Below are 24,862 nucleotides of genomic sequence, written 5' to 3'. Positions count from 1 at the left end.
CTGAAAAAATGGCTAATTATCTTGGTTTTGTTTTTGATATCCCTTCTTGCAGTTGTGTATGGAACAAAAGCGAGTGATATTGGTTTCTTCTTGCCTGAACCTATGAGTGGAGTAAGAATTGTCATTGATCCAGGGCATGGGGGAATTGATGGTGGGGCTAGTAACGGGGATACAGTTGAGCGAGATATAACACTCGCTATGTCATTGAAGCTAGAGAAAAAGTTAAAGTCACAGGGTGCAACAGTAATTATGACGCGCAGCAAAGAAGGTGATGCTATAGCTGAGCACAAGCCGGATGAAGATTTTCCGACTACGAGAGCTAGAAAGGTTGCCGACCTATTGTTACGTGAAGAAATTATGAATAACTCAGAGGCGGACATAGTCATAAGTTTGCACGTGAACGCAGTTCCAGAGGAAAGATGGAGAGGTGCTCAAGTCTTTTATCATGCGGAAGGGCACGCGGGTGGAGAATTATTAGCTAAATCTATCCAAGGTTCTATTAGAGAAAAGATTGGAAACACAGAACGAGAAGCACTAGCGATTAAGCAGGTATATATTTTGAAGAAAGCAAATGCACCAGCAGTATTAGTAGAGACTGGTTTTTTAAGTAATAACGAAGAGCGGGAATTACTAAAGTCTGAAAAGTATCAAAAGCAAATGGTGGAAGCTATATCTGAAGGTGTAGTTCAATTTGTTGAGGATAATATTTACTAAGACAAAGTAGCGTATTGTAGACACTCTATTATGGTATACTATGAGGCGAATAGTTAAACTTAAGGGGAGTGTCTACAGATGATTAATGAGCAACAAGTTCGTACATTGCTAGGAGCATTAAACGACCCGTTTTTACATAGAACATTAGAAGAAACAAACGGGATATCCGAAGTGTCAATTAAAGAAGAAAAAAATCATGTAAGTGTAAAGTTAGCTATAGCTAAAATAAATTCTGCTGAACAAATGCAACTACAAGGAAAAGTTGTGGAAGTTTTAAAAGAAGCTGGAGCAGCAACAGTAGGTATTCGTTTTGAGGAATTACCTAAAGAGGTACTGGAACAATTCCGAGGGAAAACAAAAGAAAGTGATAATGAAAACATTCTTTCTCCAAACAGCAAAGTTAAAATTATTTCTATAGCTTCTGGTAAAGGTGGCGTAGGTAAATCTACCGTATCCGTTAACTTAGCTGTGGCACTTGCTCGATTAGGTAAAAAAGTAGGGCTTGTAGACGCGGATATTTATGGATTCAGTGTACCAGATATGATGGGCGTAAAAGATATCCCGCAAATCATTGAAGATCGGATCATTCCGGTAGAACGCAAAGGCGTTAAAGTAATCTCTATGGGCTTCTTTGTAGAGAATAATACACCAGTAGTATGGAGAGGGCCAATGCTTGGAAAAGTACTGGACCAGTTCTTCAAAGATGTTGAATGGGGAGAGTTAGACTTTCTTCTACTAGACTTACCACCAGGTACTGGAGATGTGGCTTTAGATATTCACCAAATGCTACCTACATCAAAAGAGATCGTCGTAACTACACCACATCCGACAGCTGCATTCGTTGCTGCTAGAGCAGGGGCAATGGCTCTTCAAACAGACCATGAAATCCTCGGTGTAATAGAGAATATGTCATGGTATGAGTCTAAATCTACAGGGGAAAAAGAATTTGTGTTTGGTAAAGGTGGAGGTCCAAAGCTTGCGGATGAGCTTCGTACTGAATTACTTGGGCAACTACCTTTAGGGCAACCGGACTGGAACGACATTGATTTTGCTCCATCCGTTTATGATGAAACACATAATACAGGGAAAATCTATCTGGAAATTGCACAAAAAGTTATTGAAAAAGCATAAAAAAGAGGCCGTTTCCTTAGTGGAGCGGCCTTATTTTTCTTCTTCTTTTTTCTTATCTTCTTCAGAGGACCCTGATTCTCCTCCTCCTCCTTCAGCTCCACCTTTTTCAGATTTACCTCCAGCTTCCTCGACTAGTTTTTGCCATTTAGCTTGTAGCAATGGGCTTTGAATAGTCTCTTCCACTACTTTTTGTATTTCTTTTCTCATATCGCTGGATTCCAATACTTTTCCTAATTCTTTTTTCATCTCTGCTGAACCAAAAAAGCTTTCTAAGTCCTTTAAATAAGTAGGGTCCTTCATTAAGGCTTTCATCAATTCCTCTTGCTGCTTAACCATACTCTTAGCCATTGTTTCTGAAAATTTGGGGTCCGAATAAACTTCCTTCCAAAAGTCCTCTGCTTCTTTTGAAAGCATCGTTTCTTCCACCGAAGTTTTCACTTGTTCGCTGTCCAATACAAGTAGTTCCTTAAATTGAGGATCTGATAATAATGTGCGAATCGCTTTTTTACCATCCTCTGTCTGTAGAGCATCGATGAACATTTTTTTGTTTTCTTCATAAGAAGGCTGAGCAGCGGGAGAACTACAACTAGCAAGAAATCCAATACTCATTAATAATAGTGCGAAGTATTTCATATATCCGTTCACCATCCTTTCGATTATTGTTCACATTTGGTTTGGAAATATGTATAGTCAGTAGGAAGAAATAGATTTTTCCTAAAAGGCTTGTTACACTTTATAAAGGAAATAGAAAAGATGGAGGAAATATTGCAGTGACTATTAGAAATTGGTTCAAATTCTTTCTAAATGCCTTGTTAATTGGTGGTTTAATCACAGGTATTTTTGGTTTATTTATACGTTGGGATGATGCTTTTTCCGTATATTTTGAAGCGGGACAATGGAGTGAATTCTTTGCTGCCTTTGCTTTTATGGTAGTAATGGGCTTTACAATAAGTGTAATTGCTCAAATGGGTTTCTTTGCCTATCTAACCGTTCACCAAATGGGAGTAAATATTTTTAGAACTCTTACTTTGTGGAATTGGGTACAGTTATTAATTATTGCATTCGTTATTTTTGATTTGATCATGTTCCGTTTTAGACCTAATGCAGAAACTACTGCTCAAATATGGCTATACGTTATCTTACTTGCGGTCTTAATCATTACATCAGTAGTAGTAGCAGTCGTTAAAGCAAATCTAACCAAAAAGCATGCACTTATCTCTGCTTTGTTTTTTATGATTGTCATTTCTACTTTGGAGTGGCTACCGGTACTAATGGTACGAGCAGATAATGTCGATAGTTGGGTTACACTTTTATTATTCCCAATTCTTGCTGTGAATGCATACCAATTACTGGCTTTGCCAAAATATAATGCGCAGTCAGAAGTGGATCGATTGAAATTAGAAGAACGAAGAAAGAAAAGAAGAGAAGCGGCATCTGCTAAGAACTAATAAAAGTTGCTCCGACTGATTGTCGGAGCAACTTTTATATTACTTTTTTCTTTGTGCTAATTAATTTTTAATTTGGGAAGGTTTTAGTTTTTACTTTTAAGCCAAATATATTTTGTTCAATGGTAATCATTTCTGTAGATTGAACGATCTTTGTTAATTGTTGAATATCGATACGTTCGTTTTGGTGTAGAGGAATAGATAGAATGTCTCCCTTTTCAAAACTTGGAACTTTGTTGGACCAGTACTTACTAGAACTAAGCAAATTTACTTCCTGTCCCCATGCGTCCTTTTGTAATTCAATAGGAAACTCATAATCGATTGTTCTAAACCACAGTGGTTTTTCCCCAATTACTTGTTCGAATTGTTTAACCTCTTTTTTAAACAAAGTGGGATTTTCTATATAAGTTGATCCATTTCTACCTAAGAGGCTGATAGGTATATTTTTATCTTTCATTACTTCTATAATTTCCTCAGATCGCTCAATCCATTCGATACTTATAAAAAAATGTGGATAAGGAGCTTGTAATTCGGTTACAAACTTTTCTACGTCATCCCTTCCAAAAGTTAAATCTATTGTAATTGTATTGCCGTACGAACCTTTTGAAATAACAGCAGGTTTTTCTGTGAGCTGAAAAACAGGGAGCAGCGATGGCATTTGTTTTGGTACATTAAATAAAACCAATCCTAAAACTATTACTAAACCAACTAATACAGCTAATTTTTTCAAGGGACACACACCTTTTCAAATCGTTTTAATTAATTTTATGATTTAGTGTTGACATTAATGTTAAAAAGATGTTAAGATACAAAGGTCGCTGAAACAAGACGACACTTAAACAACATGAACATTGAAAACTGAACATGCAAAACGTTAAGAAACATAGCTTTCAACTACTTGTTAGTATGATAGCAAAACAATTTTGGACATCATTTAATGATGATGCCAGCAAAACAAAATGAGCTTTTAAACTAGTTCTAATTTGTTCGCTTTCAATGTGCTCTGCATACTGGAAGTGAACTATTATGGAGAGTTTGATCCTGGCTCAGGACGAACGCTGGCGGCATGCCTAATACATGCAAGTCGAGCGAATGACGAAGAAGCTTGCTTCTTCTGATTTAGCGGCGGACGGGTGAGTAACACGTGGGCAACCTGCCCTGTAGATTGGGATAACTCCGGGAAACCGGGGCTAATACCGAATAATCCATTTCCTCACATGGGGAGATGTTAAAAGACGGTTTCGGCTGTCACTACAGGATGGGCCCGCGGCGCATTAGCTAGTTGGTGAGGTAACGGCTCACCAAGGCGACGATGCGTAGCCGACCTGAGAGGGTGATCGGCCACACTGGGACTGAGACACGGCCCAGACTCCTACGGGAGGCAGCAGTAGGGAATCTTCCACAATGGACGAAAGTCTGATGGAGCAATGCCGCGTGAGTGAAGAAGGTTTTCGGATCGTAAAACTCTGTTGTGAGGGAAGAACAAGTATGAGAGTAACTGCTCGTACCTTGACGGTACCTCATTAGAAAGCCACGGCTAACTACGTGCCAGCAGCCGCGGTAATACGTAGGTGGCAAGCGTTGTCCGGAATTATTGGGCGTAAAGCGCGCGCAGGCGGTCCTTTAAGTCTGATGTGAAATCCCACGGCTCAACCGTGGAAGGTCATTGGAAACTGGGGGACTTGAGTACAGAAGAGGAAAGCGGAATTCCAAGTGTAGCGGTGAAATGCGTAGAGATTTGGAGGAACACCAGTGGCGAAGGCGGCTTTCTGGTCTGTAACTGACGCTGAGGCGCGAAAGCGTGGGGAGCAAACAGGATTAGATACCCTGGTAGTCCACGCCGTAAACGATGAGTGCTAAGTGTTAGGGGGTTTCCGCCCCTTAGTGCTGCAGCTAACGCATTAAGCACTCCGCCTGGGGAGTACGGTCGCAAGACTGAAACTCAAAGGAATTGACGGGGGCCCGCACAAGCGGTGGAGCATGTGGTTTAATTCGAAGCAACGCGAAGAACCTTACCAGGTCTTGACATCCCGCTGACCGGCCTAGAGATAGGCTTTTCCCTTCGGGGACAGCGGTGACAGGTGGTGCATGGTTGTCGTCAGCTCGTGTCGTGAGATGTTGGGTTAAGTCCCGCAACGAGCGCAACCCTTGATCTTAGTTGCCAGCATTTAGTTGGGCACTCTAAGGTGACTGCCGGTGATAAACCGGAGGAAGGTGGGGATGACGTCAAATCATCATGCCCCTTATGACCTGGGCTACACACGTGCTACAATGGACGGTACAGAGGGTCGCAACCCCGCGAGGGTGAGCAAATCCCATAAAACCGTTCTCAGTTCGGATTGTAGGCTGCAACTCGCCTACATGAAGCCGGAATCGCTAGTAATCGTGGATCAGCATGCCACGGTGAATACGTTCCCGGGCCTTGTACACACCGCCCGTCACACCACGAGAGTTTGTAACACCCGAAGTCGGTGGGGTAACCCTTACGGGAGCCAGCCGCCGAAGGTGGGACAGATGATTGGGGTGAAGTCGTAACAAGGTAGCCGTATCGGAAGGTGCGGCTGGATCACCTCCTTTCTAAGGATAATATCGGAATACGAATCTTTATTCGTATCTTAACGTTTTGCAGTTCAGTTTTGAATGTTCATTTTATATGAAGATTCAACGCTTGTTCTTTGAAAACTGGATAAAACGACATTGAAACAATAAACAACAAGAAATTCTGTTGTGATTATTTACGTAATCACGACGTGTAAGACTTTTTAACTTTTAGGTTAAGTTAATAAGGGCGCACGGTGAATGCCTTGGCACTAGGAGTCGACGAAGGACGGCACTAACACCGATATGCTTCGGGGAGCTGTAAGTGAGCTTTGATCCGGAGATTTCCGAATGGGGAAACCCACTGTTCGTAATGGAGCAGTACATTTGCGTGAATACATAGCGCATCTGAGACACACCCAGGGAACTGAAACATCTAAGTACCTGGAGGAAGAGAAAGAAAATTCGATTCCCTGAGTAGCGGCGAGCGAAACGGGAATAGCCCAAACCAAAAGGCTTGCCTTTTGGGGTTGTAGGACACTCTACATAGAGTTACAAAGGAATGAGTTAGACGAAGCGATCTGGAAAGGTCCGCAGGATAGGGTAAAAGCCCCGTAGTCTAAAATTCATTCTCTCTTGAGTGTATCCTGAGTACGGCGGAACACGTGAAATTCCGTCGGAATCTGGGAGGACCATCTCCCAAGGCTAAATACTACCTAGTGACCGATAGTGAACCAGTACCGTGAGGGAAAGGTGAAAAGCACCCCGGAAGGGGAGTGAAATAGATCCTGAAACCGTGTGCCTACAAGTAGTTAGAGCCCGTTAATGGGTGATAGCGTGCCTTTTGTAGAATGAACCGGCGAGTTACGATCCCATGCAAGGTTAAGTCGAGAAGACGGAGCCGCAGCGAAAGCGAGTCTGAATAGGGCGAATGAGTATGTGGTCGTAGACCCGAAACCAGGTGATCTACCCATGTCCAGGATGAAGGTAAGGTAACACTTACTGGAGGTCCGAACCCACGCACGTTGAAAAGTGCGGGGATGAGGTGTGGGTAGCGGAGAAATTCCAATCGAACCTGGAGATAGCTGGTTCTCTCCGAAATAGCTTTAGGGCTAGCCTCAAACGTTAGAATCTTGGAGGTAGAGCACTGTTTGGACTAGGGGCCCATCCCGGGTTACCGAATTCAGACAAACTCCGAATGCCAATGATTTATGTTTGGGAGTCAGACTGCGAGTGATAAGATCCGTAGTCAAGAGGGAAACAGCCCAGACCACCAGCTAAGGTCCCAAAGTATTTGTTAAGTGGAAAAGGATGTGGCGTTGCTTAGACAACCAGGATGTTGGCTTAGAAGCAGCCATCATTTAAAGAGTGCGTAATAGCTCACTGGTCGAGTGACGCTGCGCCGAAAATGTATCGGGGCTAAACAAATCACCGAAGCTGTGGATTGATACCTTTGGTATCAGTGGTAGGAGAGCGTTCTAAGGGCGTTGAAGTCAGACCGGAAGGACTGGTGGAGCGCTTAGAAGTGAGAATGCCGGTATGAGTAGCGAAAGACGGGTGAGAATCCCGTCCACCGTATGACTAAGGTTTCCTGAGGAAGGCTCGTCCGCTCAGGGTTAGTCGGGACCTAAGCCGAGGCCGATAGGCGTAGGCGATGGATAACAGGTTGATATTCCTGTACCACCAAACCACCGTTTGAGTAATGGGGGGACGCAGAAGGATAGGGTAAGCATGCTGTTGGTTATGCATGTCCAAGCAGTAAGGTGTGAATGTAGGCAAATCCGCATTCTTTAACATTGAGCTGTGATGGCGAGGACGTATGTCTAGAGTTCCTGATTTCACACTGCCAAGAAAAGCCTCTAGCGAGGTGAAAGGTGCCCGTACCGCAAACCGACACAGGTAGTCGAGGAGAGAATCCTAAGGTGAGCGAGAGAACTCTCGTTAAGGAACTCGGCAAAATGACCCCGTAACTTCGGGAGAAGGGGTGCTCTTTTGGGTTCATAGCCTAGAAGAGCCGCAGTGAATAGGCCCAGGCGACTGTTTAGCAAAAACACAGGTCTATGCAAAACCGTAAGGTGAAGTATATGGGCTGACGCCTGCCCGGTGCTGGAAGGTTAAGAGGAGTGCTTAGCGCAAGCGAAGGTGCGAATTGAAGCCCCAGTAAACGGCGGCCGTAACTATAACGGTCCTAAGGTAGCGAAATTCCTTGTCGGGTAAGTTCCGACCCGCACGAAAGGCGTAACGATCTGGGCACTGTCTCAACGAGAGACTCGGTGAAATTATAGTACCTGTGAAGATGCAGGTTACCCGCGACAGGACGGAAAGACCCCGTGGAGCTTTACTATAGCTTGATATTGAATTTTGGTGCAACTTGTACAGGATAGGCAGGAGCCTTAGAGCCCGGAGCGCCAGCTTCGGAGGAGGCGTCGGTGGGATACTGCCCTGGTTGTATTGAAATTCTAACCCATACCCGTAACCCGGGTAGGAGACAGTGTCAGGCGGGTAGTTTGACTGGGGCGGTCGCCTCCTAAAGTGTAACGGAGGCGCCCAAAGGTTCCCTCAGAATGGTTGGAAATCATTCGAAGAGTGTAAAGGCAGAAGGGAGCTTGACTGCGAGACCTACAAGTCGAGCAGGGTCGAAAGACGGGCTTAGTGATCCGGTGGTTCCGCATGGAAGGGCCATCGCTCAACGGATAAAAGCTACCCCGGGGATAACAGGCTTATCTCCCCCAAGAGTCCACATCGACGGGGAGGTTTGGCACCTCGATGTCGGCTCATCGCATCCTGGGGCTGTAGTCGGTCCCAAGGGTTGGGCTGTTCGCCCATTAAAGCGGTACGCGAGCTGGGTTCAGAACGTCGTGAGACAGTTCGGTCCCTATCCGTCGTGGGCGTAGGAAATTTGAGAGGAGCTGTCCTTAGTACGAGAGGACCGGGATGGACACACCGCTGGTGTACCAGTTGTTCTGCCAAGAGCATCGCTGGGTAGCTATGTGTGGACGGGATAAGTGCTGAAAGCATCTAAGCACGAAGCCCCCCTCAAGATGAGATTTCCCATTACGCAAGTAAGTAAGATCCCTCAAAGACGATGAGGTAGATAGGTTCGGGGTGGAAGCGTGGCGACACGTGCAGCTGACGAATACTAATCGATCGAGGACTTAACCAAATTTTGTTTAACGTAACAATGTCGTTTATCCAGTTTTGAGTGAACAAGCACTCTATTATGAGGGTTTCAAGATACAAGCAGTGCTAGGAAACGAGTGAGAGAAGGAAGGAACGTACTAACGTACGTGACTGACAGATCGAATGAAGTTGACAACGCAATGCGCCGTATATTGGAAGCCGAAAGAGTCTAGTGATGATGGCGAAGAGGTCACACCCGTTCCCATACCGAACACGGAAGTTAAGCTCTTCAGCGCCGATGGTAGTTGGGGGTCTCCCCCTGTGAGAGTAGGACGTCGCTGGGCACCAAAAAGAAGTCGTTACCGAGTTATATCGGTAACGATTTCTTTGTGTTTACAGAATTAAATAAGCTGCAGGCAGTTACTGAGAAAATAGAGAGGGCTAGAGGTGTAGGTATACGTGAGAAGCGAGCGAGTGTCGCTTAGGAAGACTTTAATGCGTGCAAAAAAACGTTATTGGTAGAGTCGGCAACGACTTTTCGTGTTTTTCTTAAGTAGCTATTAGTGAATACAAACGATTAAAATTTATAAATTCCTGTTTTATTAGTAAAAAAAACCTAAATATATGCTAGTCAAAGATATATATTTTAGAGCAACATAAGTTGTTGAAATATACTTTTAATACAGGCTTGAAATTTTAAATAGAGTTGCTATAATTATACTTGTACTTTAAAATAATTAAACGTTCCGAAGTAGCTCAGTGGTAGAGCAATCGACTGTTAATCGATTGGTCGTAGGTTCGAGTCCTACCTTCGGAGCCATTTTTTTGTTTTGCTTCCATAGCTCAGTAGGTAGAGTGCTTCCATGGTAAGGAAGAGGTCACCGGTTCAAATCCGGTTGGAAGCTTCTCATTAATTTATTTTAAGGAAAAAACTTGTCCTAATGTCAGATATATGATATTATAGTTCTTGTCTGGTTTTCATTTAAATAAGAAAATACTTTCAACAGAATGTATAATAGTTTTTCCAGATGGAATGCTATAACGTACTAGATTTTATAAAACCCAGGAGGATTAGCTCAGCTGGGAGAGCATCTGCCTTACAAGCAGAGGGTCGGCGGTTCGAGCCCGTCATCCTCCACCATAATATTTAAATTTAGCTTTGGAGGGGTAGCGAAGTGGCTAAACGCGGCGGACTGTAAATCCGCTCCTTAGGGTTCGGCGGTTCGAATCCGTCCCCCTCCACCAGTTTAATGGGGTATAGCCAAGCGGTAAGGCAATGGATTTTGATTCCATCATGCCCTGGTTCGAATCCAGGTACCCCAGCCAACTTTTTCAAATAGTATTGGGGCCTTAGCTCAGCTGGGAGAGCGCCTGCCTTGCACGCAGGAGGTCAGCGGTTCGATCCCGCTAGGCTCCATAAATATAGTAAAACTCTTTCAACCTAAAGTTGAGAGAGTTTTTTTGTGGGTGAAAATACTTTTCAATATAGTGCATTTTCCTTTATGATGAAATAAAAAGCGAGGTGTACAATTTGACTGAGACACTAACCTATGGGGATGTAACCTTACGTCCATTACTAACTTCAGATAGTGGAGCATTGTGGGAACTGTATGAACCCAAAATTTTTGAATTTATGTTAAATAAAATAGAAAACAAGCAACAGCTAGAAAAGTGGTTGGCAGTTGGTATTCACCAAATGAATGTTGAGGGGACTGCTCTTGCATTTGTAGTAGAAAATACAGAAACAAAAGAAATTATGGGTACCACTCGTATTTATGGAATAGACCAGACAAATTATAGTTGCGAGATAGGCTCTACTTACTATGGGAAACAGTATCAGCGTACACACGTAAATACGACGTGTAAATATTTATTGTTAAAGTATTGCTTTGAGCAAATGGGGACAATTCGTGTTCAGTTTAAAACAGATGAGTTAAATGTATCTTCTCAAAGGGCAATTGAACGAATTGGCGGTGTAAAAGAGGGTATACTGCGAAATGAACGGATACGATCTAATGGTTTTGTTCGAAATGCGGTTGTCTACTCTATTATAGATAGCGAATGGTCGGAAGTGAAATACAAGCTAGTTCAATTAATGAATAAATATTCGTAATTATGCTTGGTTGAGCCAAACACCCTCTAGCATTTACAATAGATGTAAGAACTAAAGGGGGCATAAAATTATGAATAAATTAAATATATCAATTATCGGGGTCCCAATGGATCTAGGGCAAAATAGACGAGGTGTCGATATGGGACCGAGTGCTATACGATATGCTGGGGTAGTGGAGAGACTTCAAGAGCTTGGTCACTCTGTAGATGATGTAGGGGATATTGCAATAGGTAGAAGAGAGACATCTCAAAATACGAAATTACGTAATCTAGAAGAAGTGGTTGCAGCTAATACAATACTTGCTAACCGAGTTCACGACATTATTGGGGAAGGCAATTTTCCAATAGTCCTTGGCGGGGATCATAGTATTGCTATAGGAACACTTGCTGGATTGGCAGATCGCTATGAAAACTTGGGAGTTATTTGGTATGATGCACATGCCGATTTAAATACTGCTGAAACATCGCCGACTGGTAATATTCATGGGATGCCACTTGCAGTAAGTATTGGATTAGGACATGAGGAGCTAGTGAATATTCGAGATTTTGCACCGAAGATTAAACCAGAGAATGTTGTTATTATAGGTGCTCGTTCGGTAGATCCAGGAGAACGTGAACTGATCAAAGAAAAAGGTATTAAAGTATTTTCTATGCATGAAATTGACAAGCTTGGAATGTCTGAAGTAATGACACAAGCCATTCAGTATTTTGTGGATCGTAAGGTTGATGGAGTGCATCTTTCACTCGATTTAGATGGTTTAGATCCACTATATACACCCGGCGTAGGAACTCCCGTGGCTGGTGGGATCTCATATCGAGAAAGTCATTTAGCAATGGAAATGCTCTATGCTTCAAATATGATCACTTCTGCTGAATTCGTAGAAGTAAACCCAATTTTGGATGAAAAAAATAAAACAGCTGATGTAGCAGTAGGACTAATGGGATCACTATTAGGAGAAAGCCTTATTTAAGAAGGGTATATAGGGACCAACATTATTCATAGATAAGTTAAATAGCTGAAAAGAAAAAGCGGACATGTTGTCTGCTTTTTCTTTTTGATAATCCAGACAAAGTTGGAAAAGTTTGATAATATTAAGATATTATAAATAAATGAAACCTGTGGATACCTTCATACGTAAAGGTAAGACAGCCGCATGGGGCGGAGGCGAGATATCACGATGGATGCGTTAGTGAATAAACGAATAAAACAAGTATTAAAGGGTGATAAAGACGCATTCGCGGAGATTGTCGACCTGTATCAGCATAGACTATTTCAAGTGTGCTTTAGGATGCTTGGGAACCGTCATGAAGCAGAAGATATAGCTCAAGAGGCGTTTGTCCGTGCTTTCATCAATATTCATACGTTCGATCAAAAAAGAAAATTTTCAACTTGGCTGTATAGAATTGCTACTAATTTATGTATTGATCGTATTCGTAAAAAAAAGCCGGATTACTATTTAGATGCAGAAGTAAGAGGTACAGAAGGCCTTGATATGTATTCTCAAATCGCAGCCTCTGATGAACTTCCAGAAGAAGAACTCATGAAACTGGAACTACAGGAGCGTATACAGTATGAAATTAGTAGACTTCCCGATAAATATAGATCGGCTATTGTATTAAAGTATATGGAAGAATTATCTTTGCAAGAAATAAGCGAGATATTAGATTTGCCACTTGGAACAGTTAAAACAAGGATTCATAGAGGACGAGAAGCGCTTAGAAAACAGTTAAGCAGACAGCCTCATATATAATATAGGAGGGAATCAAGATGAATGCGTGTCCAGAACGAATTGTTCACTTTATGCACGAATATTTAGATGGTGAAATCAGCCGTGAACATGAGCTGGAACTTAAATCTCATTTGCAATCATGCGAAGCTTGCCAGGCTCATATGCATGAGTTAAGCGATGTTGTTGCTTTCGTCAAAGGAGCTGCTCACATAGAGGCACCAAATGATTTCAATCATTCGGTTATAGCTAGATTGCCGAAAGAAAAATCTTCTGCAGGGGTTAGTAAATGGTTGCGACGTCATCCAGTTCTTGCAGCTGCTGCAATGTTCTTATTATTGATGAGTAGTGCACTTTTTACGAACTTTAATGATGAGCAACAATTCTCCTTTACTAAGCAAGAAAACGTTCTTGTAGAAGGAGAAACAGTTATTATACCTGAAGGACAAGTCGTTAAGGGAGATCTGGTTGTTCGAAACGGGGATGTTCAGATTGACGGAGAATTAGATGGAAACTTAACGATTATCAATGGAACTGCATATATGGCTTCTACTGCGAATGTTACCGGAACTAGTGAAGAAATCAATGAAGTATTTGACTGGCTATGGTTCCACATTAAAGACGGTGCGAAGAATGTTGTGTCATTCTTTGAAAAAGAGGACAAATAGAAATGAAAGTCTATCCATAAATATTATTGGATAGACTTTTTGTGTTCCAAAAGCGAGGGATTATCGTAATTATGTTATACTTATTTAGAATGGATTAGTGAGGAAAAGTGGGGGATGCCACATGTCGTTTATGGAGCAATTTACAGACCTTATGCCAGTAAACGTTATTGTAAATATTTTGGATGTTTTATTTGTATGGTTTGTTATTTATAAGGTTATTACCTTGATTAAAGGAACTAAAGCAGTTCAATTGTTAAAAGGAATTTTTGTGATTGTTATTGCAAGAGTTGTGACGGACTTTTTCGGCTTAAATACGCTTGACTGGTTATTGGATCGAGTAATTGAGTTTGGGTTCTTAGCTATTATTATTATTTTCCAACCGGAAATAAGAAGAGCACTTGAACAAATCGGTAGAGGGAAGTTATTCTCTAGAAGCACCATGCAGCTGGAAGAAGAACAAGGTCGACTCATAACAGCCATGACGAAATCGATTAGTTATATGGCAAAGAGAAGAATTGGTGCCCTCATCTCCATAGAGAGAGAAACCGGTTTGACCGATTATATAGAAACGGGTATTCCGTTAAACTCTTATATCACATCAGAGCTTCTTATTAATATATTCATTCCAAATACGCCACTTCATGATGGGGCCGTTATTATAAAAAAAGATAAAATTGCTTCAGCAGCATCCTATTTGCCTTTGTCTGAAAGTCCTTTCATATCGAAAGAATTAGGTACGAGGCATCGAGCTGCAATTGGTTTAAGTGAAGTGACAGATGCGATAACGATTGTTGTTTCAGAAGAAACTGGGGCGATTAGTTTAACCTCCAATGGAGATTTACGAAGAGATTTATCGTTAGAGGAATTTGAGACCCATTTAACTCGCCTTTGGTTTCCAGTGGAAGAGCAAGTAACTTCTTCTAAATGGTTATGGAGGGGGAAACAAAATGGATAAAATGATGAATAATCCATGGTTCTTGCGGATAACTGCACTAATATTAGCAATCGCACTTTTTATAAGTGTGAGAAGTGAATTAGAAAGCGATAATAAGAATGCAAGTGGTAATGACGTTGATGTCATTCGTGATATCCCTCTAGAAGTTTATTATGACCATGAAAACCTGGTTGTAACTGGTCCACCAAAGACCGTCAACGTAAATGTTGAAGGTCCTAAAAACTTAGTATTATCGGCTAAGTTGATGAAAGATTTTAAAGTTTTTGTAGATCTTCGGGAACTAACTATAGGTACTCATCGAGTTCCGGTTTCAACTGAAAACTTCATAGAAAAGCTTAATGTGCGAACAGATCCTCAATATGTAGATGTAGTGATTGAAGAGCGTATTTCTCGAGAGTTTAATGTTGAAACAGATATGAATGAAGGATTGTTGGCTGAAAACTATGTAGTGAAGTCCTATGAAGTAAAACCACAAAAAGTAACCATTACTGGAGCAAAAAGTGTTATCAATAGCATAGGTTATGTAAAAGCAACAGTCGCAGGAGATCAAGGCATGAATAAGTCCTTTGAACAGGATACAACAGTCAAAGTACTCGATCTTGACTTAAATAAGTTAGACGTTGTCGTTGAACCAAGCTCTGTTCACGTAAGTGTGAAAATAGAAGAGTATAGTAAAGTGGTACCGTTAGCTCTAGTAAAACAAGGTAATCCCAAAGAAGGGGTCACCATAAATGAGCTCACTACAAAGACAGATTCAATTCGATTATATGGACCAAAAGCAGTCCTTGATAAAATAGATCAACTAAATGTTGATGTAGATCTAAGTAAAATAGAGAAGTCTGGTAGCTTTGATATGAAATTAGCTTTACCAGAAGGGGTTACAAAACTGTCAAAAGAGGTAATAGAGATTACTGGTGATGTTACAGTTGTGAATGAGCCTGATTCAGAAGAAACAGTGGAACAGGAAGAACCTGTTTCTACTATTTCAGAAAAGTCATTTGAGCAAGTACCCATAACCGTAAGAGGCTTACCTGAGCAGCTGATAAGTTTTTTTGAAAAACCTAAGGATGGCATCGTGACAGTCGTTGCTAAAGGGACCACAGAGGCCTTAAATAAGCTTCAATTAAATAATCTATCTGTATATGTAGAAGCAACTAATTCCGAAGTCGGAGAAAGTACTCTCCCTATACAAGTAGAGGGTTCTTCTGATGTAGAATGGCAAACTTCTGAACAAGAAGCAGTCCTAACAGTTAAAGAATCTTTATAGATAGTACAACAGGATTTTAAGGAGAGAGAATAAATGGGAAAATATTTTGGTACAGATGGAGTTAGAGGAGTAGCAAACTCAGAGCTAACACCAGAACTTGCATTTAAATTAGGTAGAGTTGGTGGTTATATACTAACGAAAGATGTAACAGATCGTCCGAAAGTGTTAATTGGTCGAGATACTCGTATATCTGGTCATATGCTAGAGGGAGCACTAGTTGCTGGTCTATTATCTGTTGGGGTTGAAGTAATGCGTCTAGGTGTTGTTAGTACACCAGCTGTAGCTTATTTAACGAGAGCTATGAGTGCAAGTGCCGGAGTAATGATCTCTGCATCTCATAATCCTATGGCAGATAATGGTATAAAATTCTTTGGGTCGGATGGATTTAAATTATCTGATGGACAAGAGGAAGAAATTGAGCAGCTCTTAGACCAAGATATAGATGAATTACCACGTCCAACTGGGGCAGATGTTGGTTCTGTATCTGATTACTTCGAGGGTGGTCAAAAGTATATTCATTACTTGAAACAATCAATAGATGAGGAATTTGTAGGAATTCATGTAGCTCTTGACTGTGCAAATGGTTCAACATCGTCTCTTGGAACACATGTATTTGCTGATTTAGATGCTGATCTATCTACAATGGGTTCTTCACCAAATGGGTTGAATATTAATGATGGTGTTGGTTCTACGCATCCAGAAAACTTAGCGAAGTTTGTTCTAGAAAAAGGAGCAGATGTAGGGCTTGCTTTTGATGGGGATGGAGATCGTCTGATTGCAGTAGATGAAAAAGGACAAATTGTAGATGGTGACCAAATTATGTATATTTGTGCCAAACATCTTCATGCAAATGGACGTTTAAATAACGGGACAGTTGTTTCCACAGTGATGAGTAATATGGGCTTCTATAAAGCATTAGAAACACATGATATGACTAGTGTAAAAACAGCGGTTGGAGATAGATATGTAGTAGAAGAAATGAAAAAGAATGGCTATAACCTAGGTGGGGAGCAGTCAGGACATATCGTTTTCCTTGACTATAATACTACAGGTGACGGTTTGTTGACTGGGTTACAGCTCGTGAATATTATGAAGGTAACAGGGAAAAAACTTTCCGAGCTTGCTGCTGAAATGACAATCTATCCACAAAAACTTATAAATGTTCGAGTGACAGATAAGCATGCGGTAACAGAAAATGAAAAAGTAGCAGCTATTATTAGTGAAGTAGAAAGTGAAATGGCTGGAAATGGTCGTGTCCTTGTACGTCCATCGGGTACTGAGCCATTGGTTCGCGTAATGGTAGAAGCAGCAACTGAACAGGAATGCGAAACCTACGTAAACCGCATCGTAGAAGTTGTAAAAGCTGAAATGGGACTTGAAGAATAAGTGTAAAGAATCACATTTCAACCTCTGCGAGCTATGTAAATTACTAATATCGATCCCTTTCTCTTTTCGAAGAGTTAGGGATTTTATGATATTATGAATAAAAGCGAGTGAGTTTCTAAAGACCATAGACAAATAAAGGAGGTAACTATGTATATTCCTAAACGATTTAAAGTAGATGACGAGAAAGAAATTTGGTCCTTTCTTAAGCAACACACGTTTGCAACATTGGTTACAACAGATAAAGGGAGACCAGTAGCAACGCATATTCCTGTAATGGTTAAACGCGAAGGAGAAGAAATTGTGGTAAGTGGGCATTTGGCATATGGTAACCGACAGTGGCGCACGCTTAATGAGGAGCAGGAATCCTTGATAATTTTTCAGGGACCTCATTCCTACATTTCTTCTTCATGGTATGAAGAGCAGCAAGTCCCGACATGGAACTATCAGTCCGTTCATGTGTATGGGAATGTTAGTCTCCAAACGCAAGAGGAACTAATAGACGATTTGAAGACGCTTCTACACGTATATGAGCATCATCGACAACATCCGGTATTGTGGGAGACACTATCACCTGAGCTTCTTGAACGGGAATTGAAAGGTATAGTTGGATTCAAACTTACCGTTACAGACATTCAAGCAGCCTATAAAATGAGCCAGAATCGAAATGACAGAGATTATGCCAACATCATAACGCAGCTTCATCAAGAAACTTCACCTGAAGCCCATCAAGTGGCTCAGGAAATGAAAAAGTTACGCTAAAAAATTTTATGTTTATCAGGTAAAGTTTAGTGGAATAGTAAGAGTGTACAAACAATTAAGGAGTGAGGAAATGGCTAAAGTAGCAACATTAATCACAAATATGTTTGAGGACGTAGAATACACAGGTCCAGCACAAGCACTAAACGATGCAGGACATGAGGTATTTGCAATTGAAAAAGAAGCAGGTAAAGAGGTAACAGGGAAAAACGGCGAAGCTACGGTGAAAATCGATTATGGCATTGACGAAGTAAAACCTGAAGACTTTGACGCATTATTTATACCTGGAGGATTTTCACCAGATATTTTACGAGCAGATGATCGTTTTGTTCAATTTGCGAAGTATTTTATGGATGAGAAAAAACCAGTGTTTGCAATTTGTCATGGTCCACAATTACTCATCACTGCGAAGACGTTAGATGGTAGAGATGCGACAGGATATAAGTCGATCAAAGTGGACTTAGAAAATGCCGGTGTAAAATTCCATGACGAAGAAGTATTCGTTTGTCAAAATCAATTGGTAACAAGCCGTACACCAGACGATATTCCAGCGTTTAATAGAGAAATCGTTAAGCTGTTAGGTTAATTAGTAATATAAACTATATAAAATTATTAAGAGCATCTCCTTTTATTGGAAGATGCTCTTTTAATTGATAGAATATTCTTATTTATTTTAGGCATTTCTTTTATTATACTTAAGGAATTAAATCATACCGGTATAAAGGTATGAGGGGGAGTTCATATGGATTATTTACATCACCCGTTTCAAGGAAAGCGTCATACGGTATTTGCTAAAAAGGGGATGGTAGCAACTTCACAGCCTTTAGCTGCTCAGGCAGGATTAGATATCTTAAAAAAAGGTGGTAATGCAATTGATGCGGCAATTGCTACGGCAGCAGCACTTACCGTTGTAGAACCCACCTCTAACGGAATTGGCGGAGACGCTTTTGCGTTAGTATGGACAAAAGATAAGCTCTACGGTTTAAACGCATCTGGTCCTGCACCGCAGTCGATATCCCCAGAAGCGATAAGAGAAAAAGGGTATGATGAAATGCCTGTTCACGGTGTGATTCCTGTGACCGTCCCAGGAGTTCCTGCTGCTTGGGCTGCCTTATCAGAAAGATTTGGTAAACTCTCGCTCCAAGAAGTTTTAGAACCTGCTATTCAATACGCAGAAGAAGGATACCCGTTAACTCCAATTCTAGGAAAATACTGGAAAATAGCCTATGATAAATATAAAACTACATTTACTTCAGAGGAATTTAATGCTTGGTTTGAAACCTTTGCACCAAATGGACGAGCTCCAGAAATAGGCGAGATGTGGAGCTCTCCTAATCACGCACGTTCACTTCGAGCGATAGGAGAAACGAATGCCCGTGACTTTTATGAGGGGGAAACTGCCGACAAAATCGATACGTTTATGAAAAAACATGGAGGCTATTTATCGAAAGAAGATCTTAGTAAATACAAGGTGGAGTGGGTAGAGCCTATTTCGGTCAACTATAAGGGTTATGATGTTTGGGAAATCCCGCCAAATGGACAAGGAATGGTTGCATTAATGGCACTGAATATATACAAGCACTTAGGGGAACCGAGATGGCAAAGTAAGGAAACTCTCCACCATCAAATAGAAGCGATGAAGTTAGCTTTCACAGATGGGTTAGCTTTTATAACGGAGTCTGCGGAAATGCCGATAAGCGTAGAACAATTATTATCAGAGGAATACGCGAATAAAAGATCCAACGTAATAAACGAAGAATCAGGCAATCCAGAAGTTTATTACATCCCTAAAGGTGGAACGGTATATTTAGCGACAGCAGATGAAGAAGGTAATATGGTTTCTTACATCCAAAGTAACTATATGGGATTTGGATCAGGGATAGTTATTCCGAATACAGGAATCGCTTTGCAAAATAGAGGGCATGACTTCTCTTTAGATGTCGCGCACCCAAATATATTAAAGCCCGGGAAAAGAACATTACATACTATTATTCCAGGCTTCTTAAGCAAAAATGGGAAGGCGGTAGGACCTTTCGGAGTAATGGGTGGATATATGCAGCCACAAGGGCATTTCCAGGTTGTGACGAATACAGTAGACTATATGCTAAACCCACAGGCTACATTAGATATGCCTCGATGGCAGTGGATAAAAGGGAAAGTAATTCATGTAGAACCAGAATTCCCTAGCTATCTTGTACAAAGTCTAATAGGAAGAGGGCATCAAGTTCAGATTGCTTCGGACGGTGGGACATTCGGCAGAGGTCAGATTATTTGGCGGAATGCTGAAACTGGGGTTCTACAAGGAGGAACAGAGTCACGTACGGATGGTTCAATTGCAGCATGGTAAGAGAATATCTTGTGTTAAAAGAGCCATTACCATAGTAATGGCTCTTTTAGTCGGTTAAAGTCCCCTACACCCATTAAATTGACGAGCATACTATGAACATATATAATGTAGAAGTTGCTAATCTAGTATTAGTAACCGCGTAGAAGTGGAGGACAGGTAACGCGTAAAACATAGAAAACAATTATAGCGCCAGAGCTGAAGAAATTGGACGGAAAATCATCTTCAGCAGACGAGGTGGAGGTTATCGAAATTTCGGCGGATGCCTCCCGACCGTATTTGCCCGGTTGTTATTCTTTTTCATAAAACATTCGAGTGATCGAATGACAGGTGGAATAGAAGGCATTCTTTGCTTAATTGGCTACTACACGCCTTGTGTAGGGAGCTTATTTTGACATGAATGTAAACGGAGGAATTTAAATTATGTGTGGAATTGTTGGATATATTGGAGAAATAGATGCAAAAGAAATTTTATTAAAAGGGTTAGAGAAGTTAGAATACCGCGGTTATGATTCAGCAGGTATTGCTGTGCTTAACGAAGATGGAGTTATGGTATTTAAAGAAAAAGGTCGAATTGCGGATTTACGTGGCGTAGTAGATACAGAAGTAGCGGCAACTATTGGAATTGGTCATACTCGCTGGGCAACTCACGGAGTACCAAACCATGAAAATGCACATCCTCATCAAAGTACAACTAAACGCTTCACATTAGTGCATAATGGAGTAATTGAAAACTATCATTTGATGAAAAAAGCTTATTTATCGGACGTGGAAATGGCTTCTGAGACAGATACAGAAGTAATTGTACAACTTATAGAGCGTTTTTCTAAAGACGGATTATCTACAGTTGATGCACTTCGCAAAACATTGCATTTAATACATGGTTCGTACGCACTTGCTTTACTGGATAATGAAGACGAAGATACTATTTATGTAGCAAAAAACAAATCACCATTACTAGTTGGTGTTGGAGAAGGATTCAATGTTGTAGCTTCGGATGCAATGGCGATGCTTCAAGTAACTGAGCAATATGTGGAACTTCATGATCAAGAAATCGTAATCGTACGCAAAGATTCTGTAGAAATTCAAACATTGGAAGGCACAAAAGTTGAACGTGCTCCATATAAAGCAGAACTAGATATGAGCGATATTGAAAAAGGAACATATCCTCACTATATGTTAAAAGAAATCGATGAGCAGCCAGCTGTTATTCGTAAAATTATTCAAGCTTATCAAAATGAGCAAGGGGAACTTGAAATTGATCCTGCTATTTTAAAAGCACTGCAAGACGCTGACCGCCTATATATTATTGCAGCAGGAACAAGCTATCATGGTGGATTAATCGGAAAAGAATACTTTGAAAAAATTGCAGGTATACCAGTAGAGGTTCATATTTCTAGTGAATTCGGTTATAATATGCCACTACTTTCTGAAAAACCAATCTTCATGTTCCTAACACAATCAGGAGAAACTGCGGATAGCAGACAAGTTCTTGTAAAGATTAAAAAATTAGGTTACCCTACGATCACGATGACTAACGTACCAGGTTCTACTCTTTCCCGTGAAGCAGATCACACACTTTTACTTCATGCTGGTCCGGAGATTGCTGTGGCTTCCACTAAAGCATATGTTGCACAGGTTGCTGTTTTAATGGTAACGGCTTCTGTATACGCACTTGCTCAAGGGAAAACATTAGACTATGATGCTGTAAAAGAATTAGGAATTGTAGCCAATGCTGTTCAAGCAATTGTAGATTCTAAAGAAGAAATGGAAGAAATCGCGAAAGAGTTTTTAGCTACTACTAGAAATGCATTTTTCATTGGTCGTAACGTAGATTTCTACGTAAGCCAAGAAGGTGCATTAAAACTTAAAGAAATTTCATATATCCAAGCAGAAGGATTTGCTGGAGGAGAGCTCAAACATGGTACTATCGCTCTTATTGAAGACGGTACACCAATTATCGCTCTAGCTACACAAAAAGCAGTAAGCCTTAATATTCGTGGTAATGTAAAAGAAGTAGTTGCACGTGGCGCTAACCCATGTATTATTGCAATGGAAGGCCATGAGGAAGAAGGAGATCGTTACGTACTGCCAAAAGTAAACGAGCTCTTCGCTCCACTAGTAGCCGTAATTCCATTACAACTTATTAGCTATTATGCAGCATTGCACAGAGACTGCGACGTAGATAAACCTAGAAATCTAGCTAAATCAGTAACAGTTGAATAGAGTTAAAGTAATATATTTTGATGTCCAGTGACATTATAGTAGGTTACCGAAATTTATAAAAGAATGCTAAAACACCTCTCTAGTTTAACAGAGAGGTGATTTTTTGTTGAATACTTATGTCTTTTTACAAATACGCTTGAACTATATGGTGCTTTACTTGAATCAAGTGGATGCCTGTAAGGTCTTTTCTCTATTATCCATAAGTCAACATTCCCAGATTTTTAGAATGAACAGTATGAAGCAATTATAGGAGAGTCCTAAATGAAAAAGAAAATGAGCTATATAATCTTACTTTTAACAACCTTCTTAATGATTGGTTGTACCAACTTAGAAGATGCATCCGTTACAGATGTAGAAACAGACCTACAAGAAGCAACCACAGTTGAGACAAATATAAATAGTGAAAAAGAAGAAGCTAACGCTACGGTTATTGATGAACCAGTAGAAAAGGAGACACCAGCACAATCAAATAATGATATTTTTTCAGGATACAAACTTATTGAAGTTGATGGTGGTGATTTGTCTGGACATCGTGAACCTAAAGTCGTTGTTGATATTGGTTATGGGGACCGTAAATATTGGGCATTTACTAATGAGTACGGGCAACTAGTACGTGTCATTGCGGACCAAATCATTTTACAAGATGACAGTAAAGAACCTGTATTATCGTCTGGCAGATACTATCGTGATGAGGCAAAGGTTCCTGGAGTCGAAAGTGACGTTTTAGATGAAGGACATATAATTGCTGATTCTCTCGGAGGGGTATCGAATGCCTATAATATTACACCACAAGATAGTACGCTCAACCGACATGGTGATCAAGCTTATATGGAAGACGTGATCCGTAGAGCAGCTGGAGCTACTAATTTTGAAGCAATTATCACATATCCGAATACGGAAACGCAAATTCCTTCCAGTTATCAGTATACCTATACTGTAAAGGGTAACGTAATCGTTGATACATTTGACAATGTAAACCCTGATGAGGTAAATTCATCACTCGGTCTAACTGGTAGTGAGCCTGCTGAGTCAACTAGTTCAACTACAAGCGGCGATATTTCTAGTGTTGATACAAACGGTAATGGACAGGTGACGATTAAAGAAGCAAAAGCAGCAGGTTTTAGTATGCCAATAACGAGTGATCATTGGATATATCCATATATGCACGATGCTGATAAGGACGGTATGGTTGGTGAGTGAGACCCTAGAACTTTGAGAAAAGATATAGGTTACCAACTTAATGGTAATTGGCAGTTCTCAAATACTCTGTCGTGACGTAAAACTGGTTAGGTTACCCTAACCAGTTTTTTTATTGGTGTTTAGAAAGGTAACCCTTTGAGATTCATTACTAAAGAAAAGTTTTTACCTATCTTCTAAAAGGTCAACGCGGCTTCTAATATATTGAATCGTATTAAAATAAGGTTAACCAGTAAAATCTGGTTAACCTTACGAAGCAATTAAGTTTTATCAGACCATAGGCGATATTAGCAATTGCATCTGATTAGCGTAAATTAATTTTTAAAGGTATCAACAAGTTGCTTAGCATCTATCATGGACATGCCTCTATGTTCCCTTAGATACTTCACGGTTTTAACAACACCAAGAGTTTTTAATTTTTCGCGAACCAAAGCGATTAATTCATCATTGTTTTCTTTGGGGCGCAGTTTCTGGTTCTCTACCTTCAAAACGTGGATCTTCTTAGATTGACCAAAAATAATAAGTGATAATCCCAAGATTAATAAAATGAAAGATGTAATTAATACCCATTCAATATTCATAAAATAACCTCCATAATTTAGGTATATTTCCATATTAACACGTTCAGCACATCTTTCCCAACTAGCTATCTGCTCACAAATTATAGTAACTAATACGTTGCAATTAAATTAATTGAAGTTTTTTCCCCCATAGTTCGTGTGGAAGACTATCAATGTTGCATAAAAATAGGGTGTCAATCAGATAGCGTTTGGTGTCCTTATTTTTAATGGTTAAACAAGCCATGAACAATGAAATGATGTGTTTCTTTTTTAATGTCATATAAAAACAGTTGAAATTCATACATAAGCAAACTATTATATAAGGAGATGCTTATATAATAGTCATTTACTGATCTAAGGAGGTACCTCATGGAGTTATGGACAATTGAAATAGAGAAAGCTGCAATGATATTAAAATTGTTAGGAGATAAAACAAGGTTAACAATGCTCAAAATGTTAGAGGCACATGATTATTGTGTTTGTGAGTTCGTTGAAATATTTAAAGTGAGTCAACCCGCTATTAGCCAGCACGTAAAGAAGTTAAAAGAAGCTGGATTAGTGTGTGAAACCAGAAGGAGTCAATGGATTATTTATTCTTTAAATAGGGATAGTGATATTCTTCCATTTGTTCAGAGCTTGATGGACCACCTACCAAACCAAGATTTTAAACTACAACAATTAGAAAAACAGGGATTACGCATCTCATGTGAATAAGG

Annotated in this window: 19 protein-coding genes, 6 tRNA genes and 3 rRNA genes; 25 read left to right on the top strand and 3 right to left on the bottom strand. The window is 40.4% G+C overall.

Annotated features, from left to right (window positions below):
- On the top strand, positions 1-714 hold the full coding sequence (locus tag MHI40_RS18400; RefSeq protein WP_093538023.1) for an N-acetylmuramoyl-L-alanine amidase: 714 nt from the start codon (positions 1-3) through the stop codon (positions 712-714).
- Positions 715-792: 78 nt separating this feature from the next.
- Positions 793-1,845 (top strand): Mrp/NBP35 family ATP-binding protein, encoded by a 1,053-nt coding sequence (locus tag MHI40_RS18395; protein WP_093537832.1) that lies wholly within the window; start codon positions 793-795, stop codon positions 1,843-1,845.
- Positions 1,846-1,875: 30 nt separating this feature from the next.
- On the opposite strand, the gene gerD is transcribed toward MHI40_RS18395, so the two are convergent.
- Entirely contained in the window at positions 1,876-2,478 is a 603-nt protein-coding gene (gene gerD / locus MHI40_RS18390) for a spore germination lipoprotein GerD (protein ID WP_093537831.1), read from the bottom strand.
- Positions 2,479-2,615: 137 nt separating this feature from the next.
- Here gerD and MHI40_RS18385 point away from each other — a divergent pair, with 137 nt between their 5' ends.
- A complete protein-coding gene (locus MHI40_RS18385) occupies positions 2,616-3,293 on the top strand; it encodes a KinB-signaling pathway activation protein (protein ID WP_093537830.1) in 678 nt (225 codons plus the stop codon).
- Between the two features lie 67 nt (positions 3,294-3,360).
- Here the strand turns inward: MHI40_RS18385 and MHI40_RS18380 are convergent, their stop codons facing one another.
- A complete protein-coding gene (locus MHI40_RS18380) occupies positions 3,361-4,020 on the bottom strand; it encodes a hypothetical protein (RefSeq protein WP_340764006.1) in 660 nt (219 codons plus the stop codon).
- Between the two features lie 293 nt (positions 4,021-4,313).
- On the opposite strand from MHI40_RS18380, the gene MHI40_RS18375 reads away from it, so the two are divergent.
- From MHI40_RS18375 to MHI40_RS18275, 21 genes are all read left to right on the top strand, one after another.
- A 16S ribosomal RNA gene (locus MHI40_RS18375) occupies positions 4,314-5,867 on the top strand.
- Between the two features lie 195 nt (positions 5,868-6,062).
- A 23S ribosomal RNA gene (locus MHI40_RS18370) occupies positions 6,063-8,991 on the top strand.
- Positions 8,992-9,176: 185 nt separating this feature from the next.
- Positions 9,177-9,292, top strand: a 5S ribosomal RNA gene (gene rrf, locus MHI40_RS18365).
- The 16S, 23S and 5S rRNA genes sit together here with 6 tRNA genes alongside, the layout of an rRNA operon.
- Before the next feature lie 401 nt (positions 9,293-9,693).
- Positions 9,694-9,768, top strand: a tRNA-Asn gene (locus MHI40_RS18360).
- Between the two features lie 12 nt (positions 9,769-9,780).
- Positions 9,781-9,853: transfer RNA gene (locus tag MHI40_RS18355), tRNA-Thr, on the top strand.
- A 160-nt stretch (positions 9,854-10,013) separates the two neighbouring features.
- A tRNA-Val gene (locus MHI40_RS18350) sits at positions 10,014-10,089 on the top strand.
- 20 nt (positions 10,090-10,109) lie between these two features.
- Positions 10,110-10,193 (top strand) — tRNA-Tyr (locus MHI40_RS18345).
- Positions 10,194-10,199: 6 nt separating this feature from the next.
- Positions 10,200-10,274, top strand: a tRNA-Gln gene (locus MHI40_RS18340).
- 18 nt (positions 10,275-10,292) lie between these two features.
- A tRNA-Ala gene (locus MHI40_RS18335) sits at positions 10,293-10,365 on the top strand.
- A 105-nt stretch (positions 10,366-10,470) separates the two neighbouring features.
- A complete protein-coding gene (locus MHI40_RS18330) occupies positions 10,471-11,061 on the top strand; it encodes a GNAT family N-acetyltransferase (RefSeq protein ID WP_245762702.1) in 591 nt (196 codons plus the stop codon).
- Between the two features lie 70 nt (positions 11,062-11,131).
- Entirely contained in the window at positions 11,132-12,031 is a 900-nt protein-coding gene (gene rocF, locus MHI40_RS18325; RefSeq protein WP_093537353.1) for an arginase, read from the top strand.
- A 207-nt stretch (positions 12,032-12,238) separates the two neighbouring features.
- Positions 12,239-12,811, top strand: a complete 573-nt coding sequence (gene sigW, locus MHI40_RS18320) for an RNA polymerase sigma factor SigW (protein WP_093537354.1) — start codon at positions 12,239-12,241, stop codon at positions 12,809-12,811.
- A 17-nt stretch (positions 12,812-12,828) separates the two neighbouring features.
- Positions 12,829-13,455, top strand: coding sequence for a zf-HC2 domain-containing protein (locus tag MHI40_RS18315; protein ID WP_093537355.1), 627 nt, complete (start codon positions 12,829-12,831; stop codon positions 13,453-13,455).
- A 121-nt stretch (positions 13,456-13,576) separates the two neighbouring features.
- The gene (gene cdaA, locus MHI40_RS18310; RefSeq protein ID WP_093537356.1) at positions 13,577-14,410 is read left to right on the top strand and encodes a diadenylate cyclase CdaA; all 834 of its coding nucleotides are present in this window, start codon (positions 13,577-13,579) and stop codon (positions 14,408-14,410) included.
- A complete protein-coding gene (locus MHI40_RS18305; protein ID WP_340764000.1) occupies positions 14,403-15,677 on the top strand; it encodes a CdaR family protein in 1,275 nt (424 codons plus the stop codon). Before cdaA ends, MHI40_RS18305 begins: the two co-directional genes overlap by 8 nt.
- 33 nt (positions 15,678-15,710) lie before the next feature.
- The gene (glmM, locus tag MHI40_RS18300; RefSeq protein ID WP_093537358.1) at positions 15,711-17,063 is read left to right on the top strand and encodes a phosphoglucosamine mutase; all 1,353 of its coding nucleotides are present in this window, start codon (positions 15,711-15,713) and stop codon (positions 17,061-17,063) included.
- A 147-nt stretch (positions 17,064-17,210) separates the two neighbouring features.
- Positions 17,211-17,822: an FMN-binding negative transcriptional regulator gene (locus tag MHI40_RS18295; RefSeq protein WP_093537359.1), complete on the top strand. Its 612-nt coding sequence runs from the start codon at positions 17,211-17,213 to the stop codon at positions 17,820-17,822.
- Positions 17,823-17,892: 70 nt separating this feature from the next.
- A complete protein-coding gene (locus tag MHI40_RS18290; protein ID WP_093537360.1) occupies positions 17,893-18,405 on the top strand; it encodes a type 1 glutamine amidotransferase domain-containing protein in 513 nt (170 codons plus the stop codon).
- A gap of 156 nt (positions 18,406-18,561) precedes the next feature.
- Entirely contained in the window at positions 18,562-20,166 is a 1,605-nt protein-coding gene (locus MHI40_RS18285; protein WP_340763995.1) for a gamma-glutamyltransferase family protein, read from the top strand.
- 420 nt (positions 20,167-20,586) lie between these two features.
- Positions 20,587-22,389, top strand: a complete 1,803-nt coding sequence (gene glmS / locus MHI40_RS18280; protein WP_093537362.1) for a glutamine--fructose-6-phosphate transaminase (isomerizing) — start codon at positions 20,587-20,589, stop codon at positions 22,387-22,389.
- A 261-nt stretch (positions 22,390-22,650) separates the two neighbouring features.
- A complete protein-coding gene (locus MHI40_RS18275) occupies positions 22,651-23,589 on the top strand; it encodes a DNA/RNA non-specific endonuclease (protein WP_340763993.1) in 939 nt (312 codons plus the stop codon).
- Positions 23,590-23,900: 311 nt separating this feature from the next.
- Here MHI40_RS18275 and MHI40_RS18270 read toward each other — a convergent pair whose 3' ends face one another.
- Entirely contained in the window at positions 23,901-24,167 is a 267-nt protein-coding gene (locus tag MHI40_RS18270) for a hypothetical protein (protein WP_093537364.1), read from the bottom strand.
- Between the two features lie 348 nt (positions 24,168-24,515).
- Here MHI40_RS18270 and MHI40_RS18265 point away from each other — a divergent pair, with 348 nt between their 5' ends.
- Entirely contained in the window at positions 24,516-24,860 is a 345-nt protein-coding gene (locus MHI40_RS18265; protein ID WP_093537365.1) for an ArsR/SmtB family transcription factor, read from the top strand.
- Positions 24,861-24,862: the final 2 nt, after the last annotated feature.

It is taken from the genome of Psychrobacillus sp. FSL H8-0510 (assembly GCF_038008345.1).
Classification (GTDB): Bacteria; Bacillota; Bacilli; order Bacillales_A; family Planococcaceae; genus Psychrobacillus; species Psychrobacillus psychrotolerans.
This window is presented reverse-complemented; position numbering and strand designations above follow the sequence as displayed.

Bases quoted from the DNA above. Each gene is read 5' to 3' on its own strand.
- MHI40_RS18395 (WP_093537832.1), top strand. From the start codon at position 793: ATGATTAATGAGCAACAAGTTCGTACATTGCTAGGAGCATTAAACGAC.
- sigW (WP_093537354.1), top strand. From the start codon at position 12,239: ATGGATGCGTTAGTGAATAAACGAATAAAACAAGTATTAAAGGGTGAT.
- glmS (WP_093537362.1), top strand. From the start codon at position 20,587: ATGTGTGGAATTGTTGGATATATTGGAGAAATAGATGCAAAAGAAATT.
- MHI40_RS18270 (WP_093537364.1), bottom strand. From the start codon at position 24,167: ATGAATATTGAATGGGTATTAATTACATCTTTCATTTTATTAATCTTG.
- MHI40_RS18315 (WP_093537355.1), top strand. From the start codon at position 12,829: ATGAATGCGTGTCCAGAACGAATTGTTCACTTTATGCACGAATATTTA.
- gerD (WP_093537831.1), bottom strand. From the start codon at position 2,478: ATGAAATACTTCGCACTATTATTAATGAGTATTGGATTTCTTGCTAGT.
- glmM (WP_093537358.1), top strand. From the start codon at position 15,711: ATGGGAAAATATTTTGGTACAGATGGAGTTAGAGGAGTAGCAAACTCA.
- rocF (WP_093537353.1), top strand. From the start codon at position 11,132: ATGAATAAATTAAATATATCAATTATCGGGGTCCCAATGGATCTAGGG.
- MHI40_RS18295 (WP_093537359.1), top strand. From the start codon at position 17,211: ATGTATATTCCTAAACGATTTAAAGTAGATGACGAGAAAGAAATTTGG.
- cdaA (WP_093537356.1), top strand. From the start codon at position 13,577: ATGTCGTTTATGGAGCAATTTACAGACCTTATGCCAGTAAACGTTATT.
- MHI40_RS18265 (WP_093537365.1), top strand. From the start codon at position 24,516: ATGGAGTTATGGACAATTGAAATAGAGAAAGCTGCAATGATATTAAAA.
- MHI40_RS18285 (WP_340763995.1), top strand. From the start codon at position 18,562: ATGGATTATTTACATCACCCGTTTCAAGGAAAGCGTCATACGGTATTT.
- MHI40_RS18290 (WP_093537360.1), top strand. From the start codon at position 17,893: ATGGCTAAAGTAGCAACATTAATCACAAATATGTTTGAGGACGTAGAA.
- MHI40_RS18275 (WP_340763993.1), top strand. From the start codon at position 22,651: ATGAAAAAGAAAATGAGCTATATAATCTTACTTTTAACAACCTTCTTA.
- MHI40_RS18305 (WP_340764000.1), top strand. From the start codon at position 14,403: ATGGATAAAATGATGAATAATCCATGGTTCTTGCGGATAACTGCACTA.